The sequence below is a fragment of the Bradyrhizobium sp. HKCCYLRH2015 genome, assembly GCF_051168215.1.
Taxonomy (GTDB): domain Bacteria; phylum Pseudomonadota; class Alphaproteobacteria; order Rhizobiales; family Xanthobacteraceae; genus Bradyrhizobium.
Genome location: NZ_JBNPUO010000003.1, coordinates 243192 through 262964 on the forward strand (window position 1 = coordinate 243192; position 19773 = coordinate 262964).

The following is a 19773-nucleotide window of genomic DNA, read 5'->3' on the forward strand; positions in this document are numbered from 1 at the left end:
GTCACATCACTTCGCGGATCGCGCCGTAGAGATCGGCCCATGGCTTGCGCTCGCGCACCACGGTTTCAAGATATTCCTGCAGCACGACCTTGTCCTGCACCGGATCCTTGACGATGGCGCCGACGAGGTTCGCCGCCATGCTCTGCGCGTCGATCACGCCGGAGCCGAAATGGCCGGCCTCCGCCCAGGCGCCGATCGTCACCGCGATCGCCTCCGCCGTCGACAGCGAGCCTGACGGCGACTTCAGCTTGAGCCGGCCGTCGAGCGTCTGGCCGTCGCGCAGCTCGCGGAACACCGTGACGATGCGCATGATCTCCTGGTCGGCCGGCGCGATTGTCGGCAGCTCCAGCCCGCCGCCGATCTCGCCGACCCGCTTGGTGACGATCTTCACCTCCTCATCCAGGTCGGCGGGCAGCGGCAGCACCACGACATTGAAGCGCCGCTTCAGCGCCGAGGACAATTCGTTGACGCCCTTGTCGCGCGCATTCGCCGTCGCGATCATGTTGAAGCCGCGCCGGGCGTGCACGGCGTCGTTGATCTCCGCGATCGGCATCAGCTTCTCCGACAGCACCGTGATCAGCGTGTCCTGCACGTCCGACGGCATGCGCGTCAGCTCCTCGAAGCGCACGATCCGTCCCGCCTCCATCGCGCGCATCAGGGGCGTCGCCACCATGGCTTCGCGCGACGGGCCCTTGGCGAGCAGCAACGCGTAGTTCCAGCCGTAGCGGATCTGGTTCTCGTCGGTGCCGGCCGTGCATTGCACGATCAGCTCGGACGAGCCGGAGATCGCGGCGGCGAGATGTTCGGAGACCCACGATTTCGCGGTGCCGGGCACGCCCAGGATCAGCAGCGCGCGATCGGTCGCGAGCGTCGCCACGGCGGTCTCGATCAGCCGGCGGTTGCCGATATATTTCGGCGTGATCTCGACCCCTGATTTGGTGCGGCCGCCCATCAGATAGGTCACGACCGCCTGCGGCGACAGCCGCCACTGTGCCGGCCGCGCCCGCGTGTCCTCTTGCGCCAGCGCCTCGAGCTCGTGGGCATGCAATGCTTCCGCGGAGCGGCGCAACTGGCCGTCGGTCGGGCTCGCATCGGCATTTGTCATGGGTGTGCTCCGGACATTTTGATTGCGCGTTACGTCGGCAACGCGAGAACGAGGTCGGCGAAATCCTTGGCCGCCCGCGCGGTGGCGGGGGACAGCGGCGTGAGCGTGGCGATGAAGGTGGGCATCGTCGCGCGCGGCATCAGCGCAGCCATGAGCACCAGCCGGCCGTCGTCCTTCTGCGCCGCCGGCGTCGTCGCGTCGGCGAGGTCCTGGATCGCCTTCTGCCAGACTTGCGACCCAAGCACGCGTTCGGCGACCTCCGCTGCGAGCGGCTGGCGGGCCTTCGCCGCGAGCGACATCAGCGCATATCCGTGCAGCGCGTCGCCGCCGCAGAGGCGCGCGCCGATGATGCGCAGCACGGTGTTGTCGTCGCCCTCGGCTGCGGCGGCATCCATCAACAGCATGAGCACGCGGTGCTCGGATGGCGGCAGTGCGGCGATCAGCGCCTCGGGCGACACGCCGACCGCCCCGGCGAGAGCGGTCAGTTGCAGTCCGCCGAACAGCCGCTCGCGCAACGCCTCGGCCTCCTGCCATTTCAGGCCGTCGGCCGGCAGCTTGAAGGTCACTGTCGATGCCGAGCCGAGGCCGATCTTGGCGAGGAACGAGCCCGCGCGCTGGAAGCATTGCGCGGCCTCGGTCAGCCGGGTGCCGCGCTGGGCGCGTTCGGCGATGCGCGTGAGGAGCTGTGCGGCGATCTGCTTGATGCTGTCGGCGCGATCGGCGCTCAGGCTCTCCAGAAACGGCTGGTCGTCGGGGCCGAGGCCGACCATCAGCGCATCGAGCAGCGCAGCGCGGACCGGCGCGGGCTCGCTCTTCCACACCGATTCGATCAGCGCGCGGCCGTCGGCGGGATTGTTGCGGCGCTGCTCCGCGACGAAGGCGCGCCGCTGCGCCTTCGGGAAGGTGGTCCAGTTCTCCAGGGTGATGCGTTCGAAGAACAGGCCCTTCGTCGCGTCGTCATCGGCGTCGGAGGCGATCAGCGCCAGATAGGCGCGCTCGGCGAGGCCCTGGTCCTCGGCGTTGGCCTTGATGTGCGGCACGAGATCCGGCAGATCGAACGGATGCGGCCGGCAGCCCGCGGCCTGGATACGGCGCAGCGCGAGCGGCAACGCGCTCGGCGCGAGCGACTTCTCGACGCTGCGCGCCAAGGCCCTGAGCGCGCGCCGCGCCGGTTCGGGCAGGATGGGCCGCGCGTCCTGGTGCAGCCGCAGGGCGGCATCCGCCAGGGGATCGGCGACAGGCGCCGTCGCGCCGGCAAAGCGCTGCCATTGCGCCGCCAGCGCCAGCAGCGGCAGCGCCGGCTCGCGTCCTTGCGGCAACAGCTCGGCGATCGCAGGCGGGGTCGTCAAGGGCTGCCGCGCCAGGCCAAGCAGGAAGGATTGGCGCAGGCGGGCATGGCTCTGGGGATCGATTGCGCTCGCCATCGTCAGCCCTCGTGATGCCAGCGGCCGAGCGCCGTTTCGGTGGCGAGCACCTGCGCAACGCGGCCGTCCCACAGACACAGCAGCGACAGGTCGTCGAGGCCGAGCAGCGGGGTCAGCTGGTCGAACTGGCTGCGTTCCACCGCGATCGCATCTCCGGCCTTGTCGGTGATGGCGAGCGCGCCCTTGCCGGCGGTGTGGAGCGTGACGCCCGCAAGCAGCAGCGGCCAGCGATCGAGCCACGGCAGCGCGGCGAGCCGCGCGGTGTAGTCCTGCAGCGCTGGTGCGAGCCCGGGCAGCGGCCGCGGCCAGGTCGCGGTCGCTGCGGTCTTGCGGCTCGCCAGCAGCCCGCGCAACGGCGCGGCGGACGGATAGAACACGACCTCGCCGTCGATGGTCTCCCCGGGCGCGAACGGAAATCCGGCGCCGCCGCCGGACACCGGCACGAAATCGACCAGCACCGCGGCGCGCGGCTGGCTGAGGTCATCGCCAGTGTTGACGAGCCATGTCTCGAGCCTGCGCAGCTTGTCCGGCTGCACCTCGGACAGGTTGGCGGCAACGATCCACACGCTGCTTGCGCGCGGCGCCGCGGCGTCCGCCAGCAGCTCCTCGCGGCGCAGCGACCAGCCGACCGCGCGTCGGACATCCTCGCGCAGCGGCGCCGGCAGGCGGTCCTGATGCCGGTAGGCCGAGGCGATCAAGGTCATCGTGCCGAGCTGCTCGATGGCGAGATCGGCGCGACGATCCTCGCGGACACGAAACAGTTCGGACGAGAGCTGATCGAGCCGCGCAGCGAGGCCGCCGGCCTTGGCATCGACCAGCCGTGTCGACAGCGTGCGCGCGGCGGATGCGGCGCGGGTAGCGAAATCGGCAAGCCCCTGGTTGAGCTGATCCGCGATCCAGCGCTCCAGTTCGTCGAGCCCGGCGAGGATCGCGGCCTCGCGCTCGGCCCTGATGCGCTGGCGTTGCGCCTCGGCGCGCGCGGCAGCCTTTGGATCGGCGGGAGCAATCGTCGCGGTCTCTGCCAGCGCAGCATCGAGCGAAGGCGGCGCGCCCGCATCATCGCCCTCCGGCTTCGGCTTGCCCGGCGCGCGGCCGCTCGAGCCGCGCCGCCGCGCGCTCCAGTCGTCGACCCATTGCGGCGGGCTGGTGGTCTCGAACCGCTCCGGCTTGTCGACCCGCAGCCACAGCACCGCCAGCACATGTTTGCAGGGAAACTTGCGGCTGGGGCAGGTGCATTTGTAGCCGCTGCCTTCGGCTGCCGTGACCACGCGATACGGTGTCGCGCCGGAGCCCTGGCATTCGCCCCACAGCACCTCGGCATCGCTGCTCGCGGCCAGCACCGGCCAGTTGGCGGGCTTCACCAGCTTCAGCGCTGCGGCGAGTGAGGCCTGATCAGGCGCCAGCCCTTCGATTCGTTCGCGTGTCAGAGACACCCACTCTCCCAACCGGCTGATCGCGCGATGCCGCACTCCCTAGCAGATGGTTGTGGAGCCGCACAACAATTCGAGCGCGCCGCCCGCCGATTTCCTTTCGCGTCGCACGGACTGGGCAAAGCGTGCAACGCTCGGCTTGTGACGCGCACGTCGGCAGAATTGCGATATTTCCCGGGCGCACATGCGGCGGACGTCGATGCCTTCGACGCTGCGGCTCGGACGGAACGACATTGTCGCTGCGCAGGCGAAACAGTTGGCGTTTGAAGCGCAATGGCGCGCTGCCTGGCTCGTCGTCGTCCATCACGTCGAAGCCGGCTGTTCAAACGCGCGGGAATTGTTCCCGGTCATGCACTGATGAGATGCCCGGATCGTCTGCGTCGGACTGTAATCCTGCGGTAAGGCGCGTGACGCTAACTCCGAAGCGTCCTTACGACCGACATCACATCGGTTTCACCATCGACAGCGGGGCATGATGAGCCAATGCTCGCCGTCTCTCGATGTGATGCCCGATCGGAAAGACATTGGAGCGGCGTCGCAGCCCTGAAGCCCGACCAGATCAGGTCGGCTCCGTCCCACCTGCGGCACCTTCCATCATGAGCTGGCGCCGCATGGCTTCGAACGTCGTCGGAGTCCAGTGAGTGGGCCGTTCGGTTTGTGTCCCAGCCCCACACGTCCGAACGGCCTGCCATGATGGACCTGGCGTCACGCTCGCGCTCACACTCTCGCTGCGCCGTTTGTAATGATGCTGTAAGCCGCAGCCACGAGTCTCCCGCAACGACGGCTGAGCCGATCGCAAGGAGAACCCAATGAAACGAATTTGCGCGCTCATGATCGTGGCCTCGACCATCGCGGGCACGATCGCCACGCCGGCCAACGCCGGCGGAAATCGCGGAGCGGCGGTCGCCGCCGGCGTCGTCGGCGGTCTGGCGATCGGAGCCCTGATCGGGTCTGCGGCAACCGCCCGTTCCGCACCGACCTATGTCGACAGCTACGAGGACTATCCGCCGCCGCGGGTCGTCTATCGTGGTCACCGCGTCTATGAGTATGATGCGGACGACGGCAACTATGGCGACGGCTATCTGTCCGGCTACCGCGACGGCTATTCCGACGGCTCCTGGGACAACGACTGAGACCGCCGCCCGAGCATACGATGCAAGGCCCCGCAGATGCGGGGCCTTGTTATTTATCTGCATGCTCGGATCCGCCGACGATGTTGCCGCGTCCCGCGTTATCTCAGCCCTATGGTTCGCTCGGCCGTGTCACCAGGAAGGCCACCACCGTTCGTGTGCAACCCGTCCAGCCGAGCAGCCGCGCCTGCACCGTGAACTCACGCCTGACGTAGTTGCCGGATCGGGCGGCCGCCGCTTCCGCGGCGCCGATACAATCCGCCTGGTCGCGAAAGCACAGCGAAATCCAGCCTTCGCTGCCAGAGTCCGCACCGGTCTTGTGGGCTGAGATGGGCAGACCGTAAGCGGGATGGTCAGCGCTGTAGAAGGCGGTCGCGAGCGCAAGGCTCTCGGTGCCGCCGACATGCGCGAGCGGTGTTCCTGTCAGATCCCGCCATAGCCGCGTCGCTTCCTGTGCAGTCTGCTGGTAGAAGGTGCGGCCTTCCTCATAGCCGTGCCGGTTGCGGTAGAAGGCGTGCAGCGGCGCCGCGACGATCGCGGCCAGGACGGCGATCCCGGCCGTCAGCACCGCGATGTTGACGGTGTGGAAGCGGGCAATCGGATAGCTTGCGCCGCAGACGACCACCACGACGAACAGGAACAGTCCCTGCAGCGCCCACAGCGATGGCAGGTCGGTCCCCATGATCAGCGCGTTGACGACGGGCAGGCCGACCGTGCCGATGGCGATGTACGACAACAGCCGGAGGCCGTCGTTCAGCGTGGTCATCTCCGTGGCGAAGGACCTGATCCTGGCGCCGGCGACGATCAGCCAAGTGACGGCTGGCACGGCCATCGCGGCTGCGAGCCCCAAGAGGAAGAACAGGGCATCCCGCGACGACGTTGCCAGGGTGGAGCGCGCGTGCATCAGCGCGTGCTGGATGGGCGCGGCGTCATGTCCGACCAGCCAGTCGAGATGCATCGACAGCGCGGCGAGGCCGGCGACCGTGGAGATCCATGGTGAAGCCGACGTGAAATAGGCGCGCCGCTGCGGATGCGCTGTGGCGGCGAAGGCAAAACTCATCACCAGGAAGATCGAGTAGTACTTGCCGAGCACGGCGAGTGCGGTCGTCAGACCCGCGGCGGCAGCCCAGGACGTCGTTCGCGTTTCGAACGCGCGCAGGAAGCAGTAGGTGGCGAGCGGCCACGTCGCCAGCTGCACCGAGTTGGCGTTGAAGCGCTGCGCGTGAAACTGATAGGCCGGCGTCAGCATCAGCAGCAGCAGCACGATCACCCGCTTGTCGCCGCCGACGAAGCGGCGCGAGACGAGATCGACGAACCACAGCGCCAGCGCCGCATTGGTCATCGCCATCAGGTGGAACGACCAGTCGGAAAGCGGGAAGACGGCGGTCCAGGCGCCGGCGATCCAGCCCATCAGCGGCGGATGCTTGTCGTAGCCCCAGGCGAACGTCCGCCCGAACGTCCAGGTCTCGATCACGTCAGGATGCAGGCCGGCACCGGCATAGGCGATCGAAAGATAGACCGTCCACACGGCCACGAAGCACGCCAGCAGCAGCGGCACGGCCCAGCCGGCCTCGATGCCGTCCAGCCAGCGCAGGAATGGACGACGCCAGGCCGCCGGATGACAGTCCGACCGTTCGGCGACGGTCGAGAACGCAAAGTCATAGAACATGTCGATGTCGATCAATGATGAGGCAACGGATGTGACGCGCGATCGACGCCCCCGGCCGATTAGGAATGGCGGATCGCCCGGTATGTCCGGTCGATCATGCGGCAGGCTTCATGCGGGCGAATCCTCGGCGCGTGTTTGAGCGCGCCAGTCTCGGCCAAGACGATTACGAAAGGCTGACGTTACCGGCCTGCCGGCTGATGGAAAATCGGATGTCCGCGGCCTGGCCCGTCATGCGACTGCAATCGCGCCGGCCGAGAAACCGTTCAGCTTGCAATCGGAGATGTCGCGACAGGCGTGCAATCGGCCTTGTCAGAACCAGTCAACTTCGATTGAGCCACGAAAAACAACGGTACCAGAACGCCGCCACGTAATCCTATTGTAATCCGTCCGTAATGATAGGAACAGCCGATTGTCGGTGATGCGGGAGGATGGCGTGCGCGTTCTGGTCGTTGAGGATGATCCCCAGCTCGGGCTCTGGCTGCGGGATGCACTCGCGACGGCGTTCGGCTCGTCGGACATCGTCACGACGCTCGACGAGGCGCGGGCGGCGATCGCGGTGCGCAATTTCGAGCTCGTGGTGATCGACCGCGGTCTTCCGGACGGCGACGGGCTGGCGCTGCTGCCGGATCTGCGGCAGCAGAAGCCGAGCCCCGCGACCGTGGTGCTGACGGCGCTCGACGATCCCGCCGACATCGCACGTGCGCTCGACGAGGGCGCGGACGACTATGTCGCCAAGCCATTTGAGCCTATTGAACTGGTGGCACGGGCGCGGGCGGTGCTGCGCCGTCTATTTCTCGACCGCGGCGCGATGGTCTCGATCGCCAATCTGGGATTCGACATCGTCAACCGTGCGGTCTGCGTCGACGAGGCGCCGATCGTGGTGCCCAGGCGCGAACTTGCGATCCTCGAGGCGCTGGTTCGCCGCAGCGGGCGGGTCGTGCTGCGCGAGACGTTGGAGACCGCAGCCTACGGCTTCGAGGACGAGATCCAGTCGAACGCGATCGAGGCCCATGTGTCGCGGCTGCGCCGCCGCCTGCGCGAAGCCAATTGCAAGGCCACGATCAGGCCGGTGCGCGGCCTTGGCTATCTCCTCAGCGGCGAGTGACGCAGATGAGGTGGCAGAAGCTGAGCCGCATCCGGCGCTCGATCACGCTGCTCTCCGCGACGCTGATTGCGGTCGTCACCACCATCATGCTGATCTGCGCCGCCGCCTTGCTGATCCGCTTCGGCGGCGACGATGACGGCACGTGGGGTGCGGCCGACGTCGCCGACGCGCTGAAGGAGGCCGTGGCCCGCGATGCCGGCGGCCAACTGATCGTCAAGCAGACGCCCCGCCTCGACACGATCATGCAGGACTTTCCGACGTTCTGGTATGTCGTCTCCGACAAGAGCGGCGAGGTGAGCTACGGGCCGATTCCGAAATGGCGGCCGCACAAGGGGCCGTCGTCGCAGGACGGCACCAGCTTCCTGGCCTACGCGATCGACGGCGAGACGAGGCGCCTGAAACGGATGACGGCAGTCCGCAACACACCGGTCGGCGAGGTCTGGATCGAGACCGGCGGCGTCGCCTACACCTCGACGCAGCTCATGATGGGCACCTTGACCGACGCGACCATCGTCGCGCTTCCGATCATCCTGGTCCTGGTCGCGACGGTGCTGGCGGCGCTGCTGTTCGTGCCGACGCTGATCGCGCGTCCGGTCCGAGCGGTCGCGCGCGCCGCCGAGATGATCGACGGCGTGCCCGACGGCCGAAGGCTGCCCGAGCGCGACGCGCCCGCCGAACTGCTGCCGCTGGTCACCGCCTTCAATCGTGCCCTGACGCGCATCGACCACGCCGCCGAGGCGCAGCGCAACTTCCTGTCCAACGCGGCCCACGAGCTGCGCACGCCGTTGACCAACGCCCGTACCATGCTGGAGGCGGTGCCGGATGCCGGCCTGCGCGCGAAGCTCGTCGGCGAGAACCAGAAGCTGTCGTCGATCGTCACGATGCTGCTGCAACTGGCGCGGATTTCGATGGAGCCGGATGAGCCGGGCGAGATCGACCTGGTCGCGCTGGCGCGGCGCGTCACCGCCGAGCACGTGCCGATGGCGCTGCAGGCCGGGCTCGAGATCGGCTTCGCCGGCTGCGATGCGCCGGTCCGGATCCGCGGCTCGGAGCCCGCGATCGCGGTCGCGCTCTCGAACCTGATCAGGAATGCGGTCGCGCATGCTGGCGCGGGCGGTCCCATCCTGGTCGAGGTCGACTCCGCTGCCCGCCTGCGCGTGATCGATTCGGGGCCCGGCCTGCAATCCGATCAGCCCGAACGCCTGCTGCAGCCGTTCGAGCGCGGCCACGCCCGCGGCGAAGGCATGGGGCTCGGGCTCTCGATCGTGTCGCAGGTCATGGCGACGCATCAGGGCGGCGTCGCGCTGCGCGAGACGCCGGGCGGCGGCACCACGGTCGAGCTGAGCTTCGCGCGCGCCGCGCCTCAGCACGGCGGCGCTGCGAATGCGGCGCTGCCGGCCGTCCGGCGCACGGCCGAGCAGGCGGGATTGCTGCCGCCCTCCTGACGCCGGGACGTCGCTTCCGGCGGTTCGGTGCTCAGCGTGGCTCCCTGCTGCGCTGCCACTTCAGGAAGTCGCTGTAGAGTCTCGCGGCCTCGTCCGGCGACATCCGCGCCTGCGCCTTGCGCTCGTCGAGAAACTTGCGGAATTCGGCCGGGTTGGCGTCCTGGCCCGGCGACTGCATCGCGCGGGCGCCGTCGAGCCATTCCTGCGCCGCCTTGAAGCGGATCATGCCCTGCACCGGCGCCGACAGCACGGTGTCGCGCCATTTCGGATGCCGCGGCGGCGACTGCAGCACCTGGATCTTGCCGAACAGCGCGTCGACGAACCGCGCGGTGCGGCGATAGCGTTCGCTGTTCTCCGGCCAGTTGTAGACCATCAGCACGGTGGAGGCCGCGACCGCGTCGACCTTCGTGCCCGGCGGCACCAGGTTGGGATATTCCTCCGACGAGAACGTCGTCGGCAGATAGATGTCCTGCAGCACGCGGTCATACGGGACCGGCAGCAGATGCAGCCTGCCGCCCTCGTTCTTGATGCCCTTGATGATCGGCGCGTCCTTCGACACCGAGGCGATCCAGGCATCACCCTGGCCGTCGATCAGCTTCTGCAGGCCGCCGGTCGGGTCGGTCTGCGAATCGATGTCGGCCTGGATGCCGAGCCGCCGGAAGATCGTGCGCGCCGCCGGGAGGCCGATCGAGCGCTCGGCGAATACGCGCTTGCCGTTGAGATCCGCGAGCGAGCGGATCTCGCGCCGCGCGATGATGTGAACGTCGTTGTGGAACAGCTTCGCGATGTAGCGCACGCGCTGGGCAATGTCTGGAATGTTGTATTCCGTCTTGACGAATTCCAGCGCGTCGGTGGCGACGAAGCCCATGTCGATGTTCTTCAGCATGACGATGTCGATGAGGTTCTGCGCCGAGCCCTTGCCGAGGATCGGCAGCACGCGCAGGCTCTCGCCATCATCCAGCACCGCCGCCATGTCGGAGCCCATCACCGACATCGGCCCGCCGATCGGCGCGGTGATCACGGTGACGGTGCCGGAGTTCAGCGCCTCGCGGTCCGGCAGCGTGCCCACCGGGGCGCCGGCCGGCGCGCGCTGCGGTGATTGCTGCGCCCGGGCGCTGCCGGTCGGCGCCACGAGGGATGACAGAACCGATGCAAATACGAATGCGCCAACAGCTACGCGCGCGACACGATTCACCGAACGCTTCCTCGATACATTCTAAATTAGAGGTGGACTTAGCAGTTCGATCCCGGCCGAAGTTTGGCCGTGAGGTGACGATCGGCGAATTGCTGCAAAGTCGCCCGGCCCGCTGCACGGCTGTGCTGAAAATGCGGTGCAGGAGCGTGATGGCGTGCGAGGACAGCCGCTGGCGGCGCCCTGTCCTCGATCACAGGCCGAGTTCGGTGGAGAACGATCGTCCTGCGTGCGTGTCGAAACGCCGCACGCCTGGTTGAATGATGGTCGTGTGCGCTCACGCGCTCGCCGCGTCGAGCCGCGCGACCTGGTCCGCGGTCAGCGCGAGCTGCGTCGCCGCCACGAGGGTGTCGACCTGCTCGGGCCTGGTCGCGCTGGCGATCGGCGCCGTCACCGACGGCTTGGCCAGCAGCCACGCCAGCGCGATCGAGGCCTGCTGCGCTCCGGTCTCCCTCGCGACCGAATCCAGCGCGGCGAGGATGCGCATGCCGCGCTCGTTCAAGTATTTCGGTATGCTGCGCTGGCCGCGCGGGCTCTTGCCGAAATCGGCCTCCGAGCGGTACTTGCCGGTGAGGAAGCCGGCGGCCAGCGAGAAGAAGGTGATGACGCCGACGCCGTTGTCCTCGCAGACGCGCTGCAGCGCGCCTTCGTAGGATGCGCGCTCGGCGAGGCTGTATTCCGGCTGCAGGCTCTCATAGCGCGGCAGGTTGTTCGCCTTGGAGATGTCGAGTGCGGCCTGCAGCCGCTCCGCCGAGAAATTCGAGGCGCCGATGACGCGCACCTTGCCGGCCTTGATCAGTCTGTCATAGGCCGCCAGCGTCTCCTCCTGCGGCGTCGCCTCGTCGTCCTTGTGCGACTGATAGAGGTCGATCACGTCGGTCTGCAGCCGGCGCAAGCTATCCTCCACCGCGCGCGCGATGTAGTCGGCCTTCAGCCCGACCTTGCCGTCGCCCATGTCCATGCCGACCTTGGTGGCGAGGATGACGCGATCGCGGTTGCCGCGCAGCTTCATCCATTTGCCGATGATGGTCTCGGACTCGCCGCCGGTGTGGCCGGGCACCCAGCGCGAATAGACGTCCGCCGTGTCGAGGAAGTTGAGCCCGGACTCCAGCACCTTGTCGAGCAGGCGGAACGAGGCTGCCTCGTCCACCGTCCAGCCGAACACGTTGCAGCCGAAGCAGAGGGGCGGAACGTTGAGGCCGGACCGGCCGAGCGGGCGCATCTTCATGGGGAGGCTCTCGATGATGATGTTGGATCGATCTGTGGCGGACGCCTGCCGCAGATTGCCGTCATTCGCCGCGCGTGACCAGCGCGGCAGGAGCATGGCGGGGCTTCCCGGCCGCATCCAAACCATGGCGCGGCTGCCGCGAAGAGGGTCCGGCCGCGTCAGACTTTTCACTCACTTGCCGATGATGGTCGCGGCTTGCGAACGCCTCGCAGCTGGAGACGCGGGGGCCATGATCGAGGAGTCCGTCTGATGAACACGCTGACCTATGACCAGCTCGGACTGAGCTCGGAGGGCCTCATGATGCCGGACCCGGCCGCGGCGGCGAAGACCACGACCACCAATACGGCCGCGGCCGCCTCGCCGTTCGTGCTGCCGCCCGGCGCGGTGTCGGATCCGGTGGTGCATGCCGACGGCTCCGAGACCGTCGCGGTTCACACCGGCGGTCTGACCTTCAACCTCACCTTCGATGCCGCCGCTGCGGCTGCGCCCGAAAGCTTCCGCGCCGGCGTCGAGCAGGCGGCGGCGATCCTGTCCTCGGCGATCACCGATCAGGCCACGGTGAACCTCGCGATCGATTTCGCCGGCACCGGCGGCGGCGCCGGCGCCAATGTCAGCAACGGCGTGCTCGCCAACTATACGCAGCTGCGAACCGATCTGCAGGATCACGCGGCGGCCGGCGACACCGTGTTCGACAATCTGCCGACGACCAGGGCGGTGCAGGGCCATTCCCAGGTGTTCGTCGCCAACGCGCAGGCCAAGGTGCTCGGGCTGATCGATCCAAACAGCACGACGACGGAGGACGGCTTCGCCATCTTCAACACCGACATCCCGACTCAGTCCCTGGTCGGCGTCGCGCTGCACGAATTGTCGCATGCGCTCGGGCGCGTACCGTCGCCGGGCAATCTCGACATCTTCGATCTGTTCGATTTCACCAAGCCGGGACAGCATCTGATCAACAACAACATCGCGGCCGGCCCTCCCGCTTATTTCTCGCTCGACGGCGGCGTGACCAAGATCGCCGATTACGGCCAGATGTCCGACCCGGCCGACTTCCTCAACACCGGCATCCAGGGCGCGCGCGATCCCTTGAACGAGTTCTACAACCCCACCACGTCGCAGACGCTGTCGCCGATCGATCTCGTGGTGCTGGAGACGCTCGGCTACAACATCAAGACGCCCGACACGCAGGCGCTGCTGGCCCAGATCCCGCAGGCCGCAGGCGTCGCCGCGCCCGTGCAGACGCCGGCGCAGGCCGCCGCCATCGCCTCGGCGGTGGCAGCCGAGACCGCCGCCAGCCTGACCAAGCTCGGTGACGCCGCAGGCGCTGCGCAGGTTCTGGCGAACGCGCAGGCCGATGCGACCGCGGCCAACGAGAGTGGCAGCACCCATGCCGCCGGCACCATGCACGAGGCCGCGGTCCACGACCCCTATGCCGGCAACTCCCACTACGACTCCATGATGGCCCTGCATCTGCACAGCATCACCGCGAACTGAGAGGCGTGCGGGCGAGCGCTGTCCCCGAGGCAAGGGCGGCGCAGGCGATCGTTCCGAGACGTCAGGGCACGGACACCGGCTTGGCCGGGCGCAGCGTGACAACGACGGGAATGGCGATCGCGTAGATGGCGACGACCGACAGCCAGATCGCCCCGGGCCATTGCTCCCTGACGGCGAAGTACAGGCTCGAGAAGCCGAGCGGCGCAACGATCGAGGCGAGGCTGACGGTGGCGGCGAGCACGCCCTGGAACTGGCCCTGTAAATTCTCGTCGACCTGCCGGGTGGCGAGCGACTGCAGGGCCGGCATGCCCATGCCGCCGAGGGCGAACAGCGGCATGGCGCCAAACACCATCCAGCTCTGCCTGGCGAACGCCATGGCCGTGAGAGCCGTGCAGACACAGGTCACCCCGGTCAGAATGGCGCCGCGCTCGGTCAGCAATCTCACCGCCGGACCGGGAAGGAACATCTGGGCCAGCATCTGGCACACCCCGAAGGCGCCGAGCGACAGGCCGATCCAAAGACCGCTCCAGTGGAAGGTGTCGCCACCCCACAGCGCCCAGCAGACGCCATAGGCCTCGCCGGTCGCGCTGAACAGGAAGAAGAGGAGAACCACCGGCAGCAGGCTCCTGACGGCGAGCACCCAGCGCAGCGGCCGCAGCGGGTTCAGAACTGCGATCTCGATCCTGCCGGGGTCCGGCGGTCGCGATTCCGGCAGCATCAGCAACGCCAGCAGGGCGTTGCATCCGTTCAATGCCGCCGCCACGACGAACGGCAGCCGCAGCCAATGGTCGCCGAGCGCGCCGCCGAGCACGGGCCCGATGATGAATCCCATGCCGAACATCGCATTGAGCAGGCCGAAGCGGCGGGGCCGCTCGTCCTCGCGCGAGATGTCGGTGATGTAGGCCGTGGCCACCGAGACGTTTGCGCTGGTGACGCCAGCGACGGCGCGGCCGAGCAGGAGCATCCAGAGATCTGACGCCGCGGCCAGGAACAGGTAGTTGACGATGGCGCCGGCCAGCGAGACCAGCAGCAGCGGGCGCCGGCCGAGTCGATCGCTCAGCGAGCCCAGCACCGGCGCGCAGATGAACTGCATCGCCGCGTAGAGCGCCGTCATGACGCCGAGAAGGGACGCCACGTTGTCGGCGTGCGTCACGTCGTGCAGCAGCGACGGCAGGATCGGAAAGATCAGCCCGATGCCGGCGGCATCGAGCACGATGGTCAGATAGATGACGGCAACAGCCCTGGTCATGGCGCGCTCCGGTCCACGCGAGCCGATGGCGCAGATACGCGCGACCGCTCGCTGGAGCCTGACGATCGGTCAGGCGATTGATGTGTGGGAGACGCTGGGCCGGTCCATGCCAGAACGGCAGATGGACGGCTTGTACTCGGCCGCAGGCAACGGCCGCTTTTCGCGACAGGCGCCATCTACACGCGGCGATCGGGTAGCGCAAGCCGCTTTTTTCCGAACGCCGATCGGCGCGTTCGATGCATGGTCGAGCGCCGGTCAGTGAGCGCTCCGCCGCAGCAGGTACTAAGCGGTCGCTTGACGATGTATCATCAACTGATACATATCCGCGATGATCAGAAGCTTCCGGGGCAAATCACCGAAGCCGTGTTCAATGGCGAAAGCCCGAAAGGCTTTCCGTCCGATCTGGTCAAGGTGGCTCGTCGGAAGCTGCGCTACCTCAACGCCGCGGCCGATCTCGGCGACTTGAAATCGCCTCCCGGCAATCGCCTCGAGGCGCTCGTTGGAGATCGCCACGGACAGCATTCGATCCGCATCAACGATCAGTTCCGGGTGTGCTTCGTCTGGACGGCAGAAGGCCCCGCGGAGGTGGAAGTCGTGGACTATCACGAGAAGGGACGCTGCGATGACCAAGAAACTCAAGCCCATGCACCCCGGGGAGGTTCTGCGCGAGGAATTCCTCATTCCGCTCGAGATGTCCGCCGGTGCCCTCGCCAAAGTGTGCGGCCTGCCGCGGACACGGATCGAGCGCATTGCCAGCGAGCAGACCGGCATCACGGCCGACACCGCGCTCCGGCTCGCCAAGGCGCTCGACACGACGCCGGAGCTCTGGCTCAATCTGCACACCGACTACGACGTCCAGATCGCGAAGCGCGATCTCGGCAAGATTCTCGATCGTATCGCGACGGTGAACAAGCCGCGGGCGGCTTGAGCGGACCGGTCGGGTGATGGCAGGCAGACGCGGATGGGGCTTGGGATGTCTCGTGGTCCAGCCCAGCGATGCGCGTCTTCACGGCACGGCCGGCCGGTCATCGGGAGCCCCCGTCCTGCCATGCGGCTGCGCATCGCTGCGCGTGCCCGGCGGCAGGACGTCGCGTTGGATCAACGGGGTGAGCAGGTGCTCGGCGAGATAGAGGGACGCGAGGGGACGCAGGTGCGCATTGTCGAAGCTCACGAGACCCTCGCGCCGGTTGCGATCGAGATAGATCAGGCAGCCTTCTCGATTGCAGAAGAAGTCATGAAGGCTCTGATACTCGAACGGTTCGTCGGCCCGGAGCTCGTTCCGAAACGCCTTGTCGATGCCGAGCGCATGCTGGTCCAGGTGCGTCGCGATACGTGCCGGCGTGAACTGCCAATAATGCTGCATGACCACCTTGAAGAGGAACGGCTCCCAATGCGGCGCCAGTCCGAGCACGATCACCCGTTTCACGCCGATCCGTTTGATGTCCCGGGATACTTCGCGCAGGTACTCCGTATCGAAGGAATTGTTGAATGAGATGACCACGACATCGGGAACGACATTCTTGATCGTCGACAGCGCAAATGAGTTGGACATCTCGCAGTAATCCGTCGTCAACTTGGCCAGATCGATCGGGTGTGGACGGCACCCCGACGCATAGACCAGCAGCAGGGACGTATCGGCCGGCAGCGTCTTCCGTAAGCCGTAGAAGAGATGGGCCGAATGAGAGTCGCCCCAGAGCAGCACCGTTCTGCGGGAGTGGCTGGTGTAGCAGTCCGGGCTGATGCCGTCCCGCGGGACGCGCGTGGGAAGCGCGCTCTCGAAGTTGTAGAAGTTGCATTGGTTCTGGTTGATCTCTACCAGCTCTTCCCGGGCCGGCGACACGCCCGTGCGGAACGAATCGAAATAGGCTGCGTAGCTGTTCAGATCGCCCGGCTGAAAGGTCCAGCCGTAGGTCATGGCCAGGGCGCCGATTCCAGCGAGCGTCGCCAGGGCACCGCCGAGCAGTGGGAGCGAGCGCAAGGGCGATTGCCCGAACCGGATTGGACGTTCGAGAAATCGATAGGTGATCCAGGCCAGACCGGCGCTCAGCGCGACGACGCCGCAGCGCAGCGGCGCGGAGCCCGCCTCGCCCATCCAGGCCCGGGTCAGGACGAGCAGGGGCCAGTGCCAGAGATAGAGCGGGTAGCTGATCAGCCCGATTCCGACCAGGACAGGATGCGAAAGAATCCGGCGGGCGACCCAGCTAGACGGTCCGGCGCCGACGAGCATGCAGGTCGCTGCGACAGGCAGCAGTGCCGCCCACCCGGGAAATGGCGTATTTCTCGAAATCAGGATCAGGCTCGCCGCCAACAGAGCTATTCCCGACGCCGCGAGCCGATCGGAAACGACCGATCGATGTCCCGTGTCAGGGACGGCGCCGAGGAGCGGCCTGGTGTATGGCGACGATGCGATCGCCAGCAGACCGCCTGCAAACAGCTCCCATGCGCGCGTGAGCGGGGAGTAGAACGCCTCGGTCGGGCTCGTGCCCATGGCTCTGATGTTCAGCAGAAATGACCCGACGAGCAGCAGCCCCACGAGGTACGGCAAGGCGCGCTTCCTTGTCCGCCAGCACAGCCACAGCAGCAGCGGCCAGAGGATGTAATATTGCTCTTCGATGCCGAGCGACCACAGGTGAAGCAGCGGCTTCGTTTCCGCGGCCAGGTCGAAATAGTTGGCCTCCTTCCAGAACAGCAGGTTCGCGGCAAATCCGGCGCTCGCCGCGACCTGCTTGCCGAGCTCCTTGTATTCGTCGGTGCACAGAAGAATGCACCCGAGCAGGAGGACGGCCAAGAGAACTACGATGAGGGCAGGGAAGATGCGCTTGACACGGCGCGCGTAGAAGGTCCGAAGACGAAATGATCCGTTCGCCAGATCCGCAACGATGATCGAGGTGATCAGGAACCCGGATATGACGAAGAAGATGTCGACTCCGATGAAGCCGCCGCGAAGCACATGGGGAAAGGCGTGGAACACGACGACGGACATGACTGCGACAGCTCTCAGTCCGTCGATATCCGGCCTGTAGGCCGTGCCGACCACGGGAGCCGGTTTCGAGCCGGCCACTGGCGCGTGCATGTGCGCTCTCTCCTCCAAAAGAACGTTCGGCTTCCAATCGGCTTGGCTGCCGTCAATTGCGCGAAAATTTCTATTTCACAATTATGACGGATGGCGCAGGCCAAACGCAATCACGAATGAGCGTCGTGAGGAGGTGATCGCCAAGTCGGTCGCGAACGTCGAAGCCGTCCGCGGTGAGCCCGCGCTCATGACGCCGCGTGGCTATTGTCTGTCTCCCGCAAAACGACGTATGTGAATCCGGTGGCACGGTGATCGCTCGGGGCGATACGATCGATGGCGCAGGGGGATGGACGATGGGGATCAAGGCAGCTCTGCCTGCGGCGGCGATCGCCGTTCTGACGGCGGGTGGATGTGCGATGTCGCCGGAGGGCTTGAATTCGCGCGACGTCGCCGACAGCAGGAGCTTTTCCGAAAGCTATGAGGAGATCTACCGCCGCCTGATCGAGACCGGCAAAAGCTGCAATCCACCCGTCCGGGTCTTTGGCAATCCGGCCAACCCGGGCGGGGGACAGATCGAAGCCGAAGGCGAGCTGCACCGCGACCGCGGCTTCGCGGAGTTTCGCCTGGTCGCAGGCAGCTATGGGGTCCGGATGAACTACTTCGCCTCGGCGCGCATCGAAAAGTCCGGCTCAGGCTCGCGCGTGACCATCAAGGTCAGCAACCCCCTGGGAGCAGGCCCCTTGAGCAGCCGCATCTACCGCTGGGCCGGTGGAGATACGAGCTGCTAGCTGGGGCGTTTTCGCCGAAATTCGCCTGCGATTGCAGCAGGCGACTCCCGGGCCGTGGACGTCGTTCATCGAAAGCTCGGACAGCTGCGTCGGCTCCAGCTTCATACGAACCGCCAAAACGGACATCTCTCTGACGGGAGCAACGGCGGATGACCAGGAATTCATCGCGCGCGCCCGAATGGGTGTCGAACGGCTGGTCGACTAAGTCGAACGCTTGCGCCGGATCTCTTAAGCGACCAAGAGTGGACGCCAATGCATCATGATGAGGCTTTGCGCAAGCATTCTCCTGACCCTTGACGGAATGTGCTTCAAAGGGACTCGGGCCAACGCCGGGCGCTGTGAAGCACGCGCAGGATTTGGATTGCATCGTTGGACAGCCGGTACGGCACGATGTAGGGCGTCTTCGGAATGACGAGCTCACGCGTGCCCTGAACGCGGCCTGGCCGTCCCATTTTTGGGCGATTGGCCAACAGCGTCTCGACATTCCGAAGAATATGGAGTGCGACGCGCTGAGCTGCCGCCGGATCGTCTTGTGCGATGTAGGCCCTCAAGGCGACGAGGTCGGCGATCGCCTCAGGGGACCAGATCGGGGTCATGATCCCTTCGAGGCAGCCTTGGTCGTGCTACCGGGGACTGCCTTCTCGGTTTCCGTTCCCCAAGACGCAACCCAGTCCCTGACCTCATGATGTGGAATGCCCTCGCCACGATCGAGCGACGAGATGGCTTGCTGGATGCTCTCCACCTGCCACTCATACACATCGAGAGAGCCGTTGATCAGCTCGGCAGCGACGACGTCGCGGCTCCGGCCCGTACTTTTGGCTAACCGTTCGAGGCGCTCGTTGACGCTCGCATCGACGTGCACGGTCAAGGTGGTCGAGGGCATCACGCAGTCCTTCGGCTCAGGCAAGCATCGAATATAGGACCGACGATTGCGCTGCGCAATTGCTGGCCAAGACCACTCGTTGAGCGCCGTTCTCTGCCCGACGAGCAATCCCCGTAGTCCTCTCATGCGCAAACTGCCCGTCGAGCCAGTTTGTCGCATGCTGCGCGCCTTGTGTCGTCGGGCAAATCAAGTGGATGCTCTCGGCCATCCCGTTTGCGATGAAGAGGGACGTTTCGGCCGATCGTCACGGAGCGTAGCAGCGGGGAGCGGTGGACGTGTCGGGCTCGGGGCTTTCGCGCAAGCGGGCCGGCGAATGAGCCTGGGACGTACGGTCAAGTCGCGTGGTCCTGGCCTCCCGACGCTGAGGTCAAGCCGGTCGATGAAGCGGAGACGCGTCTCGCCGGTGATGGGGGCAAACAAGCCCGGTCCCCAGGGAGATCGCGAAGCAGCCGTTAAAACCAGCGCGCGGGGAAGGCCGGGTCGTCCGGCTGGACTCGTGGTACCTGCCGCCTGCATTTTTTTCTGCAGGCGGGCCACGGGCCTCAGTCGAGGTCCGGTCTTCCCCGCGCCCTCTCATTGTCGAGGGCGATGTCGGCAGCATCACCTGGGCGCGGATGG

General features: G+C 66.7%; 18 protein-coding genes and 1 pseudogene. 9 read left to right on the plus strand and 10 right to left on the minus strand.

Translation table 11 applies throughout. From position 1 onward, the window contains the following. Position 1 precedes the first annotated feature (1 nt). Genes ACQR1H_RS09130 through ACQR1H_RS09140 form a run of 3 tightly spaced genes read right to left on the minus strand, consistent with a single transcriptional unit; the run spans position 2 to position 3962 of the window. A complete protein-coding gene (locus tag ACQR1H_RS09130) occupies positions 2-1105 on the minus strand; it encodes an ATP-binding protein (RefSeq protein ID WP_316239458.1) in 1104 nt (367 codons plus the stop codon). Positions 1106-1134: 29 nt separating this feature from the next. Beyond that, positions 1135-2529 (minus strand): DUF5691 domain-containing protein, encoded by a 1395-nt coding sequence (locus ACQR1H_RS09135; protein WP_434907438.1) that lies wholly within the window; start codon positions 2527-2529, stop codon positions 1135-1137. Between the two features lie 2 nt (positions 2530-2531). Further along, positions 2532-3962, minus strand: coding sequence for an SWIM zinc finger family protein (locus ACQR1H_RS09140; protein ID WP_434907439.1), 1431 nt, complete (start codon positions 3960-3962; stop codon positions 2532-2534). 196 nt (positions 3963-4158) lie between these two features. On the opposite strand from ACQR1H_RS09140, the gene ACQR1H_RS09145 reads away from it, so the two are divergent. Then, a complete protein-coding gene (locus ACQR1H_RS09145; protein WP_434907440.1) occupies positions 4159-4317 on the plus strand; it encodes a hypothetical protein in 159 nt (52 codons plus the stop codon). A 451-nt stretch (positions 4318-4768) separates the two neighbouring features. Continuing rightward, positions 4769-5092 (plus strand): hypothetical protein, encoded by a 324-nt coding sequence (locus tag ACQR1H_RS09150; protein WP_434907441.1) that lies wholly within the window; start codon positions 4769-4771, stop codon positions 5090-5092. 109 nt (positions 5093-5201) lie between these two features. Here the strand turns inward: ACQR1H_RS09150 and ACQR1H_RS09155 are convergent, their stop codons facing one another. Continuing rightward, positions 5202-6758 carry a glycosyltransferase family 39 protein gene (locus ACQR1H_RS09155; RefSeq protein WP_434907442.1) on the minus strand — a complete coding sequence of 519 codons (1557 nt, stop codon included), beginning with the start codon at positions 6756-6758 and terminating at the stop codon, positions 5202-5204. Between the two features lie 433 nt (positions 6759-7191). Here ACQR1H_RS09155 and ACQR1H_RS09160 point away from each other — a divergent pair, with 433 nt between their 5' ends. Continuing rightward, positions 7192-7863: a response regulator transcription factor gene (locus ACQR1H_RS09160; protein WP_315800459.1), complete on the plus strand. Its 672-nt coding sequence runs from the start codon at positions 7192-7194 to the stop codon at positions 7861-7863. Between the two features lie 5 nt (positions 7864-7868). Continuing rightward, complete coding sequence (locus tag ACQR1H_RS09165) at positions 7869-9308, plus strand: sensor histidine kinase (protein ID WP_434907443.1); 1440 nt, start codon at positions 7869-7871, stop codon at positions 9306-9308. Between the two features lie 31 nt (positions 9309-9339). On the opposite strand, the gene ACQR1H_RS09170 is transcribed toward ACQR1H_RS09165, so the two are convergent. Continuing rightward, a complete protein-coding gene (locus tag ACQR1H_RS09170; protein ID WP_315800457.1) occupies positions 9340-10503 on the minus strand; it encodes a TAXI family TRAP transporter solute-binding subunit in 1164 nt (387 codons plus the stop codon). A 274-nt stretch (positions 10504-10777) separates the two neighbouring features. Then, complete coding sequence (locus ACQR1H_RS09175) at positions 10778-11728, minus strand: aldo/keto reductase (protein WP_434881991.1); 951 nt, start codon at positions 11726-11728, stop codon at positions 10778-10780. A 249-nt stretch (positions 11729-11977) separates the two neighbouring features. Between ACQR1H_RS09175 and ACQR1H_RS09180 the strand changes: the two genes are divergently transcribed. Next, a complete protein-coding gene (locus ACQR1H_RS09180; protein ID WP_434907444.1) occupies positions 11978-13222 on the plus strand; it encodes an NF038122 family metalloprotease in 1245 nt (414 codons plus the stop codon). Between the two features lie 61 nt (positions 13223-13283). Here the strand turns inward: ACQR1H_RS09180 and ACQR1H_RS09185 are convergent, their stop codons facing one another. Beyond that, entirely contained in the window at positions 13284-14471 is a 1188-nt protein-coding gene (locus ACQR1H_RS09185; protein WP_434863974.1) for a TCR/Tet family MFS transporter, read from the minus strand. Between ACQR1H_RS09185 and ACQR1H_RS09190 the strand changes: the two genes are divergently transcribed. The 3 genes and pseudogenes from ACQR1H_RS09190 (at position 14449) to ACQR1H_RS09200 (ending at position 15399) form a co-directional block, all read left to right on the plus strand. Continuing rightward, positions 14449-14733 carry a hypothetical protein gene (locus ACQR1H_RS09190; protein WP_315800454.1) on the plus strand — a complete coding sequence of 95 codons (285 nt, stop codon included), beginning with the start codon at positions 14449-14451 and terminating at the stop codon, positions 14731-14733. The genes ACQR1H_RS09185 and ACQR1H_RS09190 overlap by 23 nt on opposite strands. Before the next feature lie 66 nt (positions 14734-14799). Further along, positions 14800-15077: pseudogene (locus ACQR1H_RS09195) on the plus strand (type II toxin-antitoxin system RelE/ParE family toxin); the annotation flags it as partial. 16 nt (positions 15078-15093) lie between these two features. Then, complete coding sequence (locus ACQR1H_RS09200; RefSeq protein WP_434863975.1) at positions 15094-15399, plus strand: HigA family addiction module antitoxin; 306 nt, start codon at positions 15094-15096, stop codon at positions 15397-15399. A gap of 78 nt (positions 15400-15477) precedes the next feature. On the opposite strand, the gene ACQR1H_RS09205 is transcribed toward ACQR1H_RS09200, so the two are convergent. Continuing rightward, complete coding sequence (locus ACQR1H_RS09205; RefSeq protein WP_434863976.1) at positions 15478-17544, minus strand: acyltransferase family protein; 2067 nt, start codon at positions 17542-17544, stop codon at positions 15478-15480. Between the two features lie 197 nt (positions 17545-17741). Here ACQR1H_RS09205 and ACQR1H_RS09210 point away from each other — a divergent pair, with 197 nt between their 5' ends. Further along, a complete protein-coding gene (locus tag ACQR1H_RS09210) occupies positions 17742-18272 on the plus strand; it encodes a hypothetical protein (RefSeq protein ID WP_434863977.1) in 531 nt (176 codons plus the stop codon). 308 nt (positions 18273-18580) lie between these two features. On the opposite strand, the gene ACQR1H_RS09215 is transcribed toward ACQR1H_RS09210, so the two are convergent. Further along, positions 18581-18868, minus strand: coding sequence for a type II toxin-antitoxin system RelE/ParE family toxin (locus ACQR1H_RS09215; protein WP_434863978.1), 288 nt, complete (start codon positions 18866-18868; stop codon positions 18581-18583). Further along, the gene (locus ACQR1H_RS09220) at positions 18865-19155 is read right to left on the minus strand and encodes a CopG family ribbon-helix-helix protein (RefSeq protein ID WP_316183268.1); all 291 of its coding nucleotides are present in this window, start codon (positions 19153-19155) and stop codon (positions 18865-18867) included. The genes ACQR1H_RS09215 and ACQR1H_RS09220 overlap by 4 nt, the downstream gene beginning before the upstream one ends. Positions 19156-19773: the final 618 nt, after the last annotated feature.